The 16282-nt window shown below is 46.1% G+C and carries 13 protein-coding genes; all 13 read right to left on the reverse strand.

What is annotated here, in order from left to right:
- Entirely contained in the window at positions 1 to 951 is a 951-nt protein-coding gene (locus MH215_RS13400; protein ID WP_239290755.1) for a ring-cleaving dioxygenase, read from the reverse strand.
- 391 nt (positions 952 to 1342) lie between these two features.
- Positions 1343 to 2425, reverse strand: coding sequence for a hemolysin family protein (locus MH215_RS13405; RefSeq protein WP_056692970.1), 1083 nt, complete (start codon positions 2423 to 2425; stop codon positions 1343 to 1345).
- An 89-nt stretch (positions 2426 to 2514) separates the two neighbouring features.
- On the reverse strand, positions 2515 to 3855 hold the full coding sequence (locus MH215_RS13410; protein ID WP_239290756.1) for a hemolysin family protein: 1341 nt from the start codon (positions 3853 to 3855) through the stop codon (positions 2515 to 2517).
- Between the two features lie 701 nt (positions 3856 to 4556).
- Positions 4557 to 5822, reverse strand: a complete 1266-nt coding sequence (gene purD, locus MH215_RS13415) for a phosphoribosylamine--glycine ligase (RefSeq protein WP_239290758.1) — start codon at positions 5820 to 5822, stop codon at positions 4557 to 4559.
- 153 nt (positions 5823 to 5975) lie between these two features.
- Positions 5976 to 7523, reverse strand: a complete 1548-nt coding sequence (gene purH / locus MH215_RS13420; protein ID WP_239290759.1) for a bifunctional phosphoribosylaminoimidazolecarboxamide formyltransferase/IMP cyclohydrolase — start codon at positions 7521 to 7523, stop codon at positions 5976 to 5978.
- Between the two features lie 334 nt (positions 7524 to 7857).
- Positions 7858 to 8475, reverse strand: a complete 618-nt coding sequence (gene purN / locus MH215_RS13425) for a phosphoribosylglycinamide formyltransferase (protein ID WP_239290761.1) — start codon at positions 8473 to 8475, stop codon at positions 7858 to 7860.
- On the reverse strand, positions 8475 to 9515 hold the full coding sequence (purM, locus tag MH215_RS13430; protein ID WP_239290763.1) for a phosphoribosylformylglycinamidine cyclo-ligase: 1041 nt from the start codon (positions 9513 to 9515) through the stop codon (positions 8475 to 8477). Before purM ends, purN begins: the two co-directional genes overlap by 1 nt.
- Before the next feature lie 52 nt (positions 9516 to 9567).
- A complete protein-coding gene (locus MH215_RS13435) occupies positions 9568 to 9999 on the reverse strand; it encodes an immunity 26/phosphotriesterase HocA family protein (protein WP_239290765.1) in 432 nt (143 codons plus the stop codon).
- A 9-nt stretch (positions 10000 to 10008) separates the two neighbouring features.
- Complete coding sequence (gene purF, locus MH215_RS13440; protein WP_239290766.1) at positions 10009 to 11487, reverse strand: amidophosphoribosyltransferase; 1479 nt, start codon at positions 11485 to 11487, stop codon at positions 10009 to 10011.
- Positions 11472 to 13715: a phosphoribosylformylglycinamidine synthase subunit PurL gene (gene purL / locus MH215_RS13445; RefSeq protein ID WP_239290767.1), complete on the reverse strand. Its 2244-nt coding sequence runs from the start codon at positions 13713 to 13715 to the stop codon at positions 11472 to 11474. The genes purF and purL overlap by 16 nt, the downstream gene beginning before the upstream one ends.
- Positions 13693 to 14382, reverse strand: coding sequence for a phosphoribosylformylglycinamidine synthase subunit PurQ (gene purQ / locus MH215_RS13450; RefSeq protein WP_056692994.1), 690 nt, complete (start codon positions 14380 to 14382; stop codon positions 13693 to 13695). Before purQ ends, purL begins: the two co-directional genes overlap by 23 nt.
- A gap of 4 nt (positions 14383 to 14386) precedes the next feature.
- Positions 14387 to 14632: a phosphoribosylformylglycinamidine synthase subunit PurS gene (purS, locus tag MH215_RS13455; RefSeq protein WP_239290768.1), complete on the reverse strand. Its 246-nt coding sequence runs from the start codon at positions 14630 to 14632 to the stop codon at positions 14387 to 14389.
- 554 nt (positions 14633 to 15186) lie between these two features.
- Positions 15187 to 16065: a phosphoribosylaminoimidazolesuccinocarboxamide synthase gene (locus tag MH215_RS13460; protein WP_239290769.1), complete on the reverse strand. Its 879-nt coding sequence runs from the start codon at positions 16063 to 16065 to the stop codon at positions 15187 to 15189.
- Positions 16066 to 16282 lie beyond the last annotated feature (217 nt).

The following is a 16282-nucleotide window of genomic DNA, read 5'->3' on the forward strand; positions in this document are numbered from 1 at the left end:
TCATGATTTTGCGTCTCCTTTCCATTCCCGTACTTGAATTGGTGGCAACATCTGTTCAATCTGCTCACGTTGTGGTTCGTACCATTCAGGCAACATTAATTTCTCGCCCATGCTCTCTTGTGGTTCGTCCCGTGCAAATCCTGGAGGATCGGTAGCCAGCTCGAACAATATACCTCCCGGCTCTCTGAAATATACGGCGTTGAAGTACTGACGGTCAATGATCGGCGTTGGATAATAACCAGCTTGCTCCAGATCTTTCTGTACTTGTTCATGCTCGGTGTAGTCTTTAGCGCGCCATGCAATATGGTGTACCGTTCCAGCTCCACCGATTCCGCGCTGGATTCCTGTCGATTGAATGTCGATGAGTTGACCGATATCTCCGGTAGCACGTAAGCGGATGATTCCATCCTCTTCACCGACTTGCTCCAGACCAAGCATCGTTTCCAGCACATCAATTGTTTTCTCAGGTACATGAGTGAATAATACCGCACCTCCGAAGCCTTTGATTGCATGCTCTGGCGTTACACCATTGAACGTCCACTGGCTCGGCTGACCTTCTTCACGTTCAACCAGTTCCAGCAGCAGACCACCTTTATCGAAGAAACGAATATATTGCTCGCCAAACCGTGTTTTATTTTCAAAAGGGATATCAAAAGAAGTAAGACGTTCTTTCCAGAATGGCAGACTGCCTGTCGGAATAGCATAGACCGTAACCCCTGTCTGACCTGAACCAATCACGCCTCTTCTTGCTTCTTTCTGAGGGAAAAATGTGATGATCGTTCCAGGCGCTCCGCCTTCATTCCCGTAATACAGATGATACACATCGGGTGCATCAAAGTTTATTGTTTTTTTCACCAATCTCAGAGCCAGTACACCGGCGTAAAAATCAACATTTTTCTGTGCATCGTCTACAAAAGCGGTAACATGGTGAATTCCTGAAGTTCTGAACATAACATCCACTCCCTTATTTTTGTTGGTTGATCATTTGATTTTGAAGTCGTTATTTATTCTCACTGCTGTTTTATTGCAGTTTGTTCTTATTGCATTTCTTGTTGCGCGTTTTATTGCTTGTTCTTACTGCTGTTCATCATTACTTTTTGTTATTTATCTTTAATTTAAGATTCTTTAAATTTATATTAATCCATCCCCATCCAAATTGCAAGCATTTGTTTTAAATTTAAGATTTATGTCGTTCTTGAAACCTGTTGCGCATCTTCTTCATTCTAATTTGTCCAAAACAAAAAGACAGATCCCCGATGCAATCGGAAATCTGCCTTAGCTTACCCTACTTCTTTCATTACGGGATAACCCGGTTCTAAAGAAGTTACATTTTGAATTTCAATTATACCAATTTCAGTCTTTTCGGTGGATTCACCAAATCCTTGTGTTCGTACTCATCCTTGATATCGCCCACGATTTCTTCCAGAATGTCCTCCATCGTAACCATACCGACAGTTTCGCCTTGCTCGTTATGCACCGCAGCAATATGAACGCGACTCTGTTGCATCTGAATAAGAACATCCTTAATTGGGGATTGCTCTGAGAATTTAGGCATGTCATGAACAAAGGTGTTCATGTTGAACTCTCGGCCTGCTGCCAGACTTGTCAGCATCTCTTTGGTATTAATGAATCCGATAAAATGAGATTGATCTCCACCTGCGACAACAGGATAACGTGTATATTCATGCCGGTTTAGAACTTCGATCATGCGATCAATAGGCATTTCCTTTTCCAGTGTAACGATTTTTTCTCTACGAATCATAATCTCTTGTAGGAGACGTTCATCAAAAGCAAAGATATTTTTCAGATAGTCGAGCTCAGTCTGATTAATCTCTCCGCTCTCATAACTCTGAGCCACGATGAGCTTCAACTCCTCCTCGGAGTGAACAGTATCGTGCCCTGCTGGCTTAACTCCAAAGATACCAAGCAGAAGACGAGCAGCGCCATTAAGCGCGTAGATGAACGGGTTCATGATCTTACCAAACCAGTACAAAGGTGGTGCTAACAACAGCGTCATGCGCTCAGCAAATTGAATCGCAAGCGTCTTAGGTGCCAACTCACCAATAACAACGTGCAAGAACGTGATGATGGCAAGCGCAATACCATAAGATAACACAGTAGATAATGCCGCTGGTACTTCTAAGCGGTCAAACAACGGATGTAACATTTTCTCTACGGTAGGTTCACCTAATGCCCCTAACACGAGAGCTGTAATCGTAATCCCCAACTGACAGGCAGAGAGGTAGTAATCCAGATCGTGTGCGACCTTCTTAGCAAGTACTGCTTTCTTGTTTCCCTCAGAGATCAATTGATCTATTCGAGACATTCGGACTTTGAGAATTGCAAATTCGGCTCCTACGAAGAATGCAGTCAGTCCGATAAATACCGCGACCAAAAATAAATTCAAGGCTATTATTCCGTCCAATGATTTCCCTCAGATGAGGGATTCACCTCCAAGTAAATTATATTTCATGTGTTGAACTCCATCATTCAAGCATTCACTTTAAAATGGCCTTAATCAGATACACTGCTGGTCGGAACTTCAACTTCTGCCCCGTTAGTACGCTCCAGTAGTACCTGCTTGATCTGGTAATTATCGGTTTCAACGACCGTCCAGACATAATCACCGTGCTCAACGGTATCTCCGTTGTCAACGCGAACTCCCTTTTGGAACTGAATCCAGCCTGCAACGGTATCCATCTCTTCATTACCCTCAAAATTCAAACCAAACTGTCTCTCCAGTTCGTCTAATAGGACACGACCGTTAATGAGATACTGGTTCTCACCCGTCTCTTGGATATCTGCCACTTCGTCGGCATCGAATTCGTCACGAATTTCACCAACAAGCTCCTCTAGAATATCCTCCATCGTCAGGATTCCCGACGTACCCCCATATTCATCCACGACTACAGCCATATGCACTCGTTCTTGCTGCATCTTGATCATCGCATCCTGGATACGGGTAATTTCCGAAACGAAAGGAATCTCACGAACAAAATGCGAGAGTTGATATTCTCTGCGAGTAACCATGTCAGGCAAAATCTTCTTCACATTGACCATGCCCACAATACGGTCTTTATCGCCCTCTTCGACGACAGGATAACGCGAGTAGTTGTGCTCATCTAGAATCGGAATGATCTCATCGTAGACCATCTCCTGATCCAGTGTAACCAATTCTGTTCTCGGTACCATAATATCTTTAGCTACGCGCTCATCGAACACAAAGACATTTTCCATATAAGAAAGCTTAGTTCGATTCGTCTCGTCGCCTTCATAGCTTTGACTCATAATTATCTTGATCTCATCTTCCGAATAAGCCTGTTCGTGACCTGCTGGCTTCACGCCGAATCCGCGAAGGATCACACGCGATGTGCCATTCAGCGCCCAGATGAAAGGATACATAATCTTACCGAACCAATACAGCGACGGTGAGAGCAGCAACGTCAATCTTTCCGAAAATTGAATTGCGAGTGTTTTGGGTGCCATTTCACCCACAACAACGTGAAGGAAAGTGACTAGAATAAAGGCGATTGCATAGGAAGCAACCGAAGATACGGCAGCCGAAATGCTCAAATATTCGAATACCGGATATAACAGTCTCTCCACCGTTGGTTTACCCAAGGCACCAAGCCCCAGAGCCGTAACGGTAATACCAAGCTGACAGGCCGATAAATAATAATCCAAATCGGATACGACTTTTTTAGCAAGAACAGCCTTTTTATTTCCTTCCAAGATCAGTTGATCTACTCGTGACGTACGAATCTTAACAACTGCGAACTCGGATGCAACGAAAAATGCAGTTAATGCAATCAAGATAACTAGTAATGCTAAATTAATAATGGTGATTATGTCCAATGATTTCCCCGATTCTCAGGGATTCACCTCCAGAAATAGTTACAGCGTTATCCATTAACCTTGTTAATTCCATAACGGCTGATCGTTGTTAACATTGTTTACTTCCAACTAAACTTGAAGCGTAAAACGTATATAAAATCGATAATGATGAACTTACATAGGTCAACCTTGGCTTTGTAAGTTGTTAAAACAGGAACTAAGGATGCAGCAATCATGCTAGAAACCTTCTCAATCCAAACAGGGTTACCCCTCATGCTGTTAACTGTTTCCCCGATTTACTCCACCTTAATTCTCCATTTGGACAGTTTACAATATCGCCTTCCCAATAGATATCCACCTCCCTTCTTGTTCATTCCTGTTTCAGAAAAGTATACCACGTTCTGCTCCCAACCATCCAGTTGCACGTTATGGTTTGGAGTACTTAACCATATGTATTGTTCACAGAATAGTCTATATGTATGAAGATCCATCCATCTAATTGTTTATTTATACAATTACTACACTACGTATTTATTCCCTAAACACCATCTTTTTGTGCTATTTAAGTGGCGTGAATGATATGCAGCAGTCTTGCACTTCTGGGATAAAACTAAAACTACTCTTCGGTTTCATATAATCAGTATACGCAACAAAAGGCTCGGAGGATGCATACACTTTGCTATCAGCGTATTTCCTACGAGCCTTTAATATTCCTTGTTCTATTAAACCAATGCCTTGGCAGCTATATCAGACCGTTGATGTTTACCCTCAAAACGAATGAACTCCGCTTGCGCGTATGCTTGGTCTCTGGCCTCACTAATGTCAGCACCCAGACCAACAACACCCAAGATCCGTCCCCCATTCGTTACCCATTCACCTGATTCATTGCGTGCTGTTCCTGCATGGAACACAATAGCATCCTTGGCTTCATCCAACCCTTCAATCCGTACACCCTTAGCATATGGACCTGGATAACCACCGGAAGCGAGTACGACACATACAGCAGCTTCATCGCTCCAATCAATTTCAATCTCAGCCAACTTACCATGAACCGTTGCCCAGAAAATGTCGAACAGATCTGACTTCAGACGAGGCAACACAACCTGTGTCTCTGGATCACCAAAACGAGCATTGAATTCGATCGTTTTAGGTTTACCATCAGGAGAGATCATCAGCCCAGCAAACAAAACACCCTGGAATGGACGTCCTTCAGATACCATCGCTTTCGCCGTTGGTTTGATAATTGTCTCGACCGCTTCTTCAATAATAGAAGAATCAATGTGTGGCAATGGTGAATATGTACCCATCCCCCCAGTATTAGGCCCCTGATCGTTATCGAATACAGGCTTATGATCCTGAGCTGCAGCCATTGGACGAACCGTTTCCCCATCGACAAAGGCGAGAATGGACATTTCCTGACCCGCGAGGAATTCTTCGATAATGACCTTGGCACCGGCCTCTCCAAATACCTTGTCCACCATAATGCTGCGCAGCGCCTGATCTGCTTCTTCCCGTGAGTAAGCTACCGTTACACCTTTACCTGCCGCAAGCCCATCCGCTTTGATTACCACAGGAATGGATTGCGCATTCAGATAAGTCTGTGCTTGTTCATAGTTATCGAACTTCTCGTAGGCTGCAGTTGGAATGTTGTATTTATGAAGCAGATCCTTCATAAATGTTTTGCTACCCTCAATCTCGGCTGCATTTCGACGTGGACCAAACACTGGAATACGTGTGTCGTCAAATGCATCAACAATACCATCTGCAAGTGGATCATCTGGTCCAATGACAACCAGACCAACCTTTAGCTCTACAGCCAGCGCGGTTAGTTTATCGAATTCATGCACCCCGATTGGGTGACATTCGGCTAGCTGTGCAATACCTGCATTTCCCGGAGCACAGTGAATTTTATCTACCTTTGGGCTCTTCGCCAATGCCCAGATGATCGCATGCTCACGGCCACCGCCGCCAACTACCAGAATATCCATCGCTTCGTTTCCCCCTCATGAATGATGTTCGTTATATAATTATTTCAACTACATTATATACACTGATCCATTTACCTCTATCGATTCTTCTCCCAAAATGAGGATGAACAAGCGAATTCGCTTGTTCATCGTGGTTGGTATTACTGTGTAGTCTTAGTGTTTGAAATGACGAACGCCTGTGAACACCATAGCAATGCCATACTCATTTGCTACTTTGATCGACTCTTCGTCTTTAATGGAACCGCCAGGTTGAATCACAGCCGTAATGCCTGCTTTGGCAGCCAGTTCAAGGGTGTCTCCCATTGGGAAGAATGCATCGGATGCTAAGATTGCTCCCTTAGCTTGCTCGCCAGCCTGCTCAATTGCAATTTTGGCTGCACCGACACGATTCATCTGTCCAGCGCCAACACCTACAGTCATGTCATTTGCCGCGAGTACAATCGCATTAGATTTCACATGTTTAACCACTTTCCAGCCAAACAGCAGTTGTTTCAGCTCTTCTTCGGAAGGTGCACGATCTGTCACCACGTTCAATTCGCTAGCTTCAATGGAATGTACATCCGATTGTTGTACAATCATACCACCATCGATAGATGTCACCACGAACTGACTCTCACGATTACGAGCCGCACTCAATTCACCCGTTTTGAGCAAACGAATATTTTTCTTCTTCGTTAAGATTTCAAGTGCTTCTTGTGTGAAGTCAGGAGCGAGTACAATCTCAAGGAAAATCTCACTCAATTTCGCCGCAGTATCACTATCAATAATGCGGTTAGCTGCAACAATCCCGCCAAAGATCGAGGTTGGATCTGCTGCATATGCTTTGCCATAAGCTTCATAGATACTCTCGCCGACACCTACGCCGCAAGGATTCATATGTTTTACTGCGACTACAGCAGGCTCTTCGAATTCTTTCACGATCTGCAATGCTGCGTTGGCATCATTGATGTTATTGTAGGACAATTCTTTACCATGCAATTGCTCGGCTGTCGTTAATGTATCCTGAGCAGCAAGTGGTTTGCGGTAGAATGCCGCCTGTTGATGTGGATTTTCGCCATAACGCAAATCCTGGAGCTTTTCGTAAGTAACGGTCAAACGCTCTGGCAGTGGGTCACCATTCACATTGGACAGATAATCAGAGATAAGTGCATCATAAGCCGCCGTATGGCGGAAAACTTTTGCCGCAAGCCGTTTGCGTGTTTCCAGCGTAGTATCACCACTGTTACGTACTTCCTCCAGCACTTGGCTGTAGTCAGCAGCGTCTACAACAACACTGACAAAAGCATGGTTTTTGGCTGCCGAGCGGAGCATAGTTGGACCACCAATATCGATGTTCTCGATGGCATCTTCATACGCCACATCCGGTTTTGCAATTGTCTCCTGGAATGGATACAAATTAACAACAACCAAGTCGATGTAACCTAAGCCGAGTTCTTCCATCTGACGTGTATGCTCTTCGTTATCACGAACAGCAAGCAATCCACTATGAACAGCGGGATGCAATGTTTTGACACGTCCATCCATAATTTCCGGGAATCCAGTTACATCCGAGATTCCGATAACAGGTACGCCTTCCTTCGACAATAGGCTGCTTGTGCCCCCTGTCGAAATAATTTCTACACCCATTTGCGACAGCTCGCGGCAAAAGTCCACGATGCCTGTTTTATCCGATACGCTGACCAGCGCTCTTTTGATACTCACAATATGCTCCTCCTTTAATGTCCCATAGCTTCGCGTTTCATGACGAAACACAGCCGATTTATTTCCCGAGAAATATCACAAAATGCGTACCAATATTCGACTTCTGTTATATATGTTGAACCATGGTGTTTACACGGAACACTCCGATGACAGAACAACCTTGAGAGTAGCGGTTATCCCCAGATTTTTTTGATTCCCTTTTCTCAAGGGAAAAATCCGGTGATAAGCGTATTCTTCCGATGTAGCTTTATTGCAGAAAGCTTTTAGGCGAGCGCTTCGCTTTTCCAGGTTTTTTCTGTCCTCTCCGTTAACGTGTAAAAAGAGGCAACTTATATCAAACCGGTTTGTTAACGGTGACGTGGCGTCCGTTTAATTGGATCAGACCCTGAGCAAACCAAGAGACAACTTCAGGGTATAGCTGCTGTTCGGCAGCGTGAATAGATTTGCTGATGGTTTCCGCCGTATCCCCGAGCAAAACCGGTACTGGATGCTGAGCAATAATAGGCCCTGTATCCATACCTCCATCCACAAAATGAACAGTCACACCTGTAATCTTCACACCGTATTCTAATGCTTGTCCGACAGCATCTTTGCCAGGAAACGCTGGAAGAAGAGAGGGATGGATATTAATCAATCGTCCTGCATACCGATCCACCACGACTGAAGTGAGCAAACGCATATATCCGGCAAGCACGACCAGATCTATATTTTTCGCTTCTAACACTTCAACGATCTCTTTCTCGTAGGCTTCTCGTGACTCATAATTCTTCGGAGTGAAGAGATGGCAATCCACGCCAGCATCCTGTGCCCGCTGCACGACACGTGCAGCAGGTTTGTCACATACCAACAACTCAACGGATGCATTCAGCCCCCCGTTCCGCACTGCATCGACCAATGACTGAAAGTTACTCCCTTCACCCGAGGCAAATACAGCAATTCGGTAGTTCGTCATTAAACATCCGCTCCTGTGAAGGTTACTCGCGCATCTCCTTCGGTAACACGGCCAATGATGTACGCTTCTTCACCAGATGATTTCAGTTGTTGCAGAGCTTCCGCGGCATCAGCTTCATTAACAACCAGCACAAGACCGATCCCCATGTTAAATGTTGTGAACATATCACGGTTAGTGACATTACCTTTTTCCTGTAACAGGTTGAAGATCGGCAGAATTGGCCAAGAGCCGTAGTCAATATCCACATTTACGTTGCTAGGCATCATCCGAGGAATATTCTCAATGAATCCACCACCGGTGATGTGAGCCATACCTTTTACCTTTACGTTATCCAGCAAGGACAACAATGGCTTCACATAAATCTTCGTAGGCTCCAACAGCGCATCGCCCAGCTTACCACCGAGTTCCTGCACTTCGTCCTGCAAACTCAGTCCAGCGTGCTCCAACAGCAACTTACGTACCAAGGAGAAGCCGTTACTGTGTACACCACTGGATGCAAGTCCAATCACCGTATCGCCAGGAGCGATGGTTGTCCCGTTAATGATTTTTGCTTTATCCACAATACCTACGGTAAATCCGGCAATATCGTACTCACCTTCACTGTACATCCCCGGCATTTCAGCCGTTTCGCCACCAATCAGCGCACAGCCGGACTGATGACAGCCTTCTGCAATCCCCGCAACAATCGCTTCAATCTTCTCCGGAATGACTTTATCACATGCCAGATAGTCTAGGAAAAACAATGGCTCAGCGCCCTGTACGACAATATCATTCACACACATGGCTACCGCGTCAATTCCAATCGTATCGTGGCGATCCATAGCAAACGCGATTTTCAGCTTCGTTCCTACACCGTCTGTACCGGAAACAAGTACAGGCTCATCATACTTATCCTTGTTCAAGCCGAACAGAGCGCCGAATCCACCCAGGTCTGTCATGACTTCCGGACGGAAGGTACGTTTTACATGCTTTTTCATCCGTTCTACCGCTTCGTTGCCTGCCGCGATATCGACGCCGGCGTTTTTGTATGCTTCTGACACTACCATCGCACCCTTCATCTGGTTCTATATTTCATTCCAAGAATCGTATTTATCATTCCATCTCTAATAGATGGTTCTGTACTAACTCAAACCCTGCCACGCCGAGCGTAATATACTGACTGTATTCTGCCGGTGAGAGATTACGGATATACTCATCTCCATTGTACAAATGTCCCGCACACTGAAATATCTGTAGTTCCTTCTTCGCAGAAGTAAGCGGTATGTTACCGATGATTCTCCATGTTCCATCTTTGAGATGTGCCGGTGATGTGAAAATTACGATGCTCTTACGCTCCCCGAAAGAATAGGCAAGGAACTCGCCATCCTTCAAACTCACGGTCTCGTCATGTTGAACGCTCATCACGCCGAACGAAAATGTCTTTTTGAATCGGCCTTTCAGCGCACATACAATCTGACACACAGCAACACGCCCATCATGCATCGGAATCAGAAAAATATCGCCTTCGCTATAACTTTTTCTCATATGCTCTGATTAACAGCTACATCCGAATTTTTCTTCGCCATTGAAGTCGAGCTCAGTCGGATAATCGTTATCGAAGCACGCTAGGCATAGTCCACCTTTGTAATCATTCTGATTATCTCCCTGAATAGAAGTAATCAATCCGTCTGGACTAAGGAAAGCGAGAGAATCCGCGTTGATTTCACGACAAATCTCTTCCACCGACAGCTGTGAGGCGATCAATTCGCGACTATCCGGTGTATCTATGCCATAGAAACATGGATTTTTGAAAGGCGGTGATGTAATGCGCACATGAACCTCGGTAGCTCCTGCATCACGCAGCATATTAACGATTCGGCGGGATGTTGTACCACGCACAATGGAATCGTCGATCATAACTACACGTTTGCCTTCAACGACACGACGCACGGCACTAAGTTTCATTTTTACACCTTGCTCCCGCAGCTCCTGGCTCGGTTGGATAAATGTGCGACCTGTGTATTTATTTTTGATCATACCCATCTCATATGGAATCCCCGTCTGTTCAGCGTATCCAATTGCCGCAGAGATACTGGAATCTGGTACCCCCGTAACCAAGTCCGCATCTACAAATGCTTCAATCGCCATACGGCTTCCCATCCGTTTACGTGCAGCATGTTGGTTCGCACCATTCATGTCACTGTCGGGACGAGCAAAATAAATATATTCCATCGCACACAGCGCTTTACGATGTTTATGATGATCAAATCGATCTTCATGCAGTCCATCTGCATCCAGTACAAGCAGCTCACCCGGCTCAATATCACGTATTAATTCAGCACCAATCGTTTCGAGCGCACAGGTTTCGGAAGCAAATAGATACGCATCTCCCAATTTCCCCATCGTCAACGGACGTAAGCCATGCGGATCAGAAGCAACGAGCAATTTATCATTCGTCATGATCAAAAACGCATAACCCCCAACGATCCGCTTAAATGCGTCTTTCGCCGCTTCAACCAGACCTTTAGGAGAACGTGCAATCAGATGGGCGATAACTTCTGTATCACTTGTCGTCTGGAAGATTGAACCGCTCTGTTCTAGTTCACGGCGGATCGTTGGTGCGTTAACGATATTACCGTTGGTCGCAACGGCCAGATCACCGTCACGATATTTGAATACCAGTGGCTGTGCATTGGTCAGCTTGCTATCACCGCTAGTTGAGTATCGAACATGTCCGATTGAGATATCCCCGGTCAATGTCTGCATCAGATCCTTCGTGAATACTTCCTTCACCAGACCCATACCCCGATGGTAGTTAAACTGATTGCCATCGCTTACACACATGCCCGCACTTTCTTCGCCCCGATGTTGCAAAGCATGCAAACCATAATAGGATAACGAAGCGGCCTCAGGGTGTCTGAACACCCCAAAAACGCCGCATTCTTCTTTCAATTTGTCGAGCCCTTCCTTACCGGACCCTTCATTATAATAATCGCCTGTCCACAACGGTCCTGTCATCAGTTCATGAGACATGGAATCGCATCCTCCCAGACCTGAGTTAAACCTCCTACAGGTTCGTTCACGGCCGATGTTCCGTTCAGTTCAATAGTCAAGTTGCTACCTTCTACACGTCCGATCACAGCTACAGGAACACCACGTTCACGTACAAATGCTTCAAGCTTACCTGCTTGCTCCGGCGAAGCCGATAGCAAAATACGGGACTGGCTCTCACTGAAGAGTGCATGATCGCCGCGCAGTGTAGTCTCCACGTTCACTTGTGCGCCTACTTTACCGCTAATGCAGGACTCAGCCAGTGCAACCGCCAGACCACCCTCGGACAAGTCATGTGCCGAACGAACAAGTCCAGATTGAATTGCTTCGAGCACGGTGCTGAGCAACGTTTTTTCCGTTTGCAAGTTCAGCTCTGGCGGGCGTCCTTCGGTCTGACCATGAACGGCGTATTGCAGCTCGCTGCCGCCCAGTTCAGCTTTCGTGTCACCGAGGAGGATGATGACATCTCCTTCGGATTTGAATGCTTGTGTCGTGATATGATCCGTATCATGAACGAGACCTACCATACCAACAACTGGTGTTGGGTAGATGGAGCCTTTGGCGTTTTCATTGTACAAACTTACGTTACCGCCGATGACTGGTGTATCCAATACGCGACAAGCTTCAGCCATACCGTCAACCGCTTTTTCCATCTGCCAGAAAATATCCGGTTTCTCCGGGTTACCGAAGTTCAGGTTGTCCGTAATCGCGAGTGGCTCTGCACCAGAACATACAATGTTACGCGCAGCTTCACTTACCGCAATTCTTCCGCCCACTTCTGGATCAAGATATACATAACGTCCGTTGCAATCCGTTGTCATCGCGAGACCTTTGCGTGTTCCACGAATCGTTACCACCGCTGCATCTGAACCCGGACGAACGGCTGTGCTTGTACGTACCATGTAATCGTATTGATCATAAACCCACTTCTTACTTGCCACCGTTGGCGAAGCGAGCACTTGTTTCAACGCGCCACCGAGATCCGACACTTCGTCGTAACGAAGCGTGTCGATGGAAGCACTAGCTTCATAGTACGCAGGTACAGAAGATGGCTTATCATACACCGGACATTCGTCAACCAGTGCCGTTACTGGCATATCTCCAACCACTTCGCCATGGTGAATCAGTTTCAGACGGCCATCATCCGTAACTTTACCAACCTTGGCACAGATAACACCCCAGCGTTCGAAGATTTCCATCGCCTGTGCTTCATCCTTCGGCTCAACCACGAACAACATACGCTCCTGAGACTCAGACAGCATCATTTCGTAAGGGGTCATACCTTCTTCACGCTGTGGCACCTGATCCAGATACAATTCGAGACCATTGCCTGCTTTACTTGCCATCTCCGCACTTGAACATGTTAAGCCCGCAGCGCCCATATCCTGAATACCCAGCACGATGCCTGTATCGATCAATTCCAGACAGGATTCCATAACCAGTTTCTCCATGAATGGATCACCGACTTGAACCGCTGTACGTTGGGATTCGGATTCTTCAGTCAATTCAACCGAAGCAAAGGTTGCTCCGTGAATTCCATCACGGCCTGTTGGCGGTCCAACATAATACACCGGGTTACCTACACCTTTAGCTACACCGCGCTGAATTTTATCGTGATCAATCAGACCCACACACATTGCATTAACCAATGGGTTACCTTCGTAGCTCTCGTCAAACATGACTTCACCCGCAACCGTAGGAATACCGATACAGTTACCATATCCCGCAATACCAGCTACGACATGCTCGAACAAATATTTAACGCGATCGCTCTCCAGCTTGCCGAAACGTAGGGAGTTCAGCAATGCCACAGGTCTAGCACCCATGGAGAAAATATCACGGATAATGCCGCCAACACCTGTCGCTGCGCCTTGGTAAGGCTCAACCGCGGAAGGGTGGTTATGGCTTTCAATTTTGAAAACAACGGCTTGGTTATCCCCGATATCGACGATACCCGCACCTTCACCCGGTCCCATCAGGACACGCGGGCCACTTGTTGGGAAGCGACGCAAGAGTGGTTTGGAATTTTTGTATGCACAGTGTTCAGACCACATTACACTGAAGACACCAATCTCTGTGTAGTTTGGCTTACGTCCCATGAATTCACAGATCAGCTCATATTCACTGTCCGACACACCCATTTGGGCGTAAAGTTTATGTTCTGCGACCTGTTCTGCTGTCGGTTCCTTAGCGGATAGCTGCTGCGTCATGCTTATCCCTCCATGCTTTCAAAATAGATGTAAACATACGTTTGCCGTCTTCTGAGCCGAGCAATGAATCTACTGCGCGCTCTGGATGCGGCATCATGCCGACCACGTTTCCGCCGATATTGCTGATTCCCGCGATATCGCCAAGGGAACCATTCGGATTGCTGCCATACGTAAATACGATCTGGTTGTTCGCTTGCAAGCTTGCAAGTGTCGCATCATCGCAATAATAGTTTCCTTCACCGTGTGCAATTGGAATAATAATCTCTTCACCTTGCGTATAGTCACGTGTAAATGGTGTATCTGCATTGGCTACTTTTAATACGGTATCATGACAACGGAATTTCAGGGATGTGTTACGGATCAATGCACCTGGAAGCAAACCAGCTTCGGTCAGGATCTGGAATCCGTTACAAATGCCCAGAATATATTTACCTTCTTCAGCAGCTTTAGCTACCTCGTTCATTACAGGTGCGAAACGGGAAATGGCGCCGCAACGCAGGTAGTCACCATACGAGAAACCACCCGGAACCAGAATGCAATCATAAGCCGATAGATCTGTAGCCGTGTGCCATACATAATCAACCTCTTGTCCAATCGCGTCTTCTACTGCTTTGTAACAGTCGATGTCGCAGTTGGAGCCAGGGAACACAAGAACTGCAAATTTCATGAGATTAACCCTCCAATTCGTAGCGGTAATCTTCAACAACGGTGTTCGCGAGCAGCTTCTCACACATCACTTTCAATCGTTTCTCCGCTTCTACACGATCTGTCGTTTCCAAGTTCAGTTCCATGACTTTACCAATCCGTACACTTTCAACTTCATTGAATCCCATCGAATGAAGGGCTCCTTGAACTGCTACGCCTTGCGGGTCGAGTACGCTTTGCTTAATAGTGACATATACGGTTGCTTTAATCATGATCCTTATGTTCCTCCTCAGTAATGAACGGGATAAATGCTTTATGCTGTTAAAAAAATGATTGGCCTTGGGTGGTGGGCTCCGGGGCAGATTGTTCTGCAGGTCGCTGTTGTCCCCAGGTTTTCTTGATTTGTTTAGCCCGCTCGGCGGTCAAAACCCGGGGACAAAGGCGAACGCTTCGCTCCTTTACGAACAATTCCGCCCCTCCGCCTGATCCTACGGCGCTTTTTTTGAAAGGCCTAAACCTTTTACGTTGCACGGTGGGTAGTGGTTGAGATCTTAACCACTACGTTTACATATAAGCGGTTCTTTAATGTTACAGATAACATGTGTAACATTAACTGAATGTTCTGTTCTTTACAGGCTTCCATATCTGAGGAAGCCTTATTTAATACTACCTCTCCCCAGTTTGAGACTGGCGGAGGGAAAGATTTGAGCTGGAGAAGTGGAACGTTCGCCTTTGCAACCGGAATGTTTCCTTTTGAAAAAAGGATTCCAATCCAATCATTCCGGGGGCAACAGCGATCGAAAGCCAAACTTTCCCGTAGCTTGCCTCAAACCTCTTTCGTTAAACGATTATAGATATCGACGTATCTTGCAGTTGTCGCCTCCACAACCTGCCCAGGTAATGGATCTGGCCGGCTGTTTTTATCCCAATCCGTACCAGCAAGATACGTACGAACCGGTTCTTTGTCCATGCTATCGATTTCGATATCAAGCGCATAGTTTTCTTTAGCCCAGAAGCGGGAAGCATCTGGCGTAAAGATTTCGTCGATCAAAATGACTTTGCCATCCACCATACCGAACTCGAACTTGCAATCTGCTAAGATGATACCTCGCTGATCACAGTAATCACGTGCGAATTCGTACAAGCGCAGGCTTTTTTCCTGAAGCTCGATGGCCAGCGCGTCTCCAACCAGTTCCTTCATACGATCCATTGGAATGTCTTCGTCATGTCCAACGTCGTTTTTGGCTGCTGGCGTGAAAATGGGAGAATCGAGTTTCGCGTTTTTGCGAAGTCCTTCCGGCAGTGTAATACCGTTGACCTCACCGCTTTTCTCATATTGTCTCCAACCGCCCCCGGTGATATATCCACGTACGACGCATTCGATATCGATACGCTCCGCTTTGCGGGTAACCATGATGCGATCTTTGAGCAGATTAGGTTCAGTTACAATGTCACCCAATCGGTTCACATCTGTATGAACGACGTGATTGTTCATCATATCGCCCGTTAGCTCAAACCAGTAACTACTCAGCTTATTGAGCACATTACCCTTTTCAGGAACCGCAGGTTCTAACACATAGTCAAAGGCGGAAATTCGGTCTGTAACTACGATCAAAAAATGTTCACCCAGATCGTACAATTCACGTACTTTTCCTTTATATAACAAAGGAGCTTTAACGAGATCCGCCGCAGTGGACAACGCCATGTTGGCTCACCTTCTTTCAGGAGATATAAGGCTATAAACGAAAATTCCCATGGTCCATACTTCACTCCGCTGACAGAACAATCTTCCGATCGCTGTTATTCCCAGATTTTTTGGTTCCACTTTTTCAAAGTGAAAATCCGGGAATAGCTTATGCTTCCGATGCAGCTTTCTTTCAGAAAGCTTTCAGGCGAACGCTTTGCTTCTTCAGCTTATTTCT

This window comes from Paenibacillus sp. ACRSA, assembly GCF_022346845.1.
Taxonomy (GTDB): domain Bacteria; phylum Bacillota; class Bacilli; order Paenibacillales; family Paenibacillaceae; genus Paenibacillus.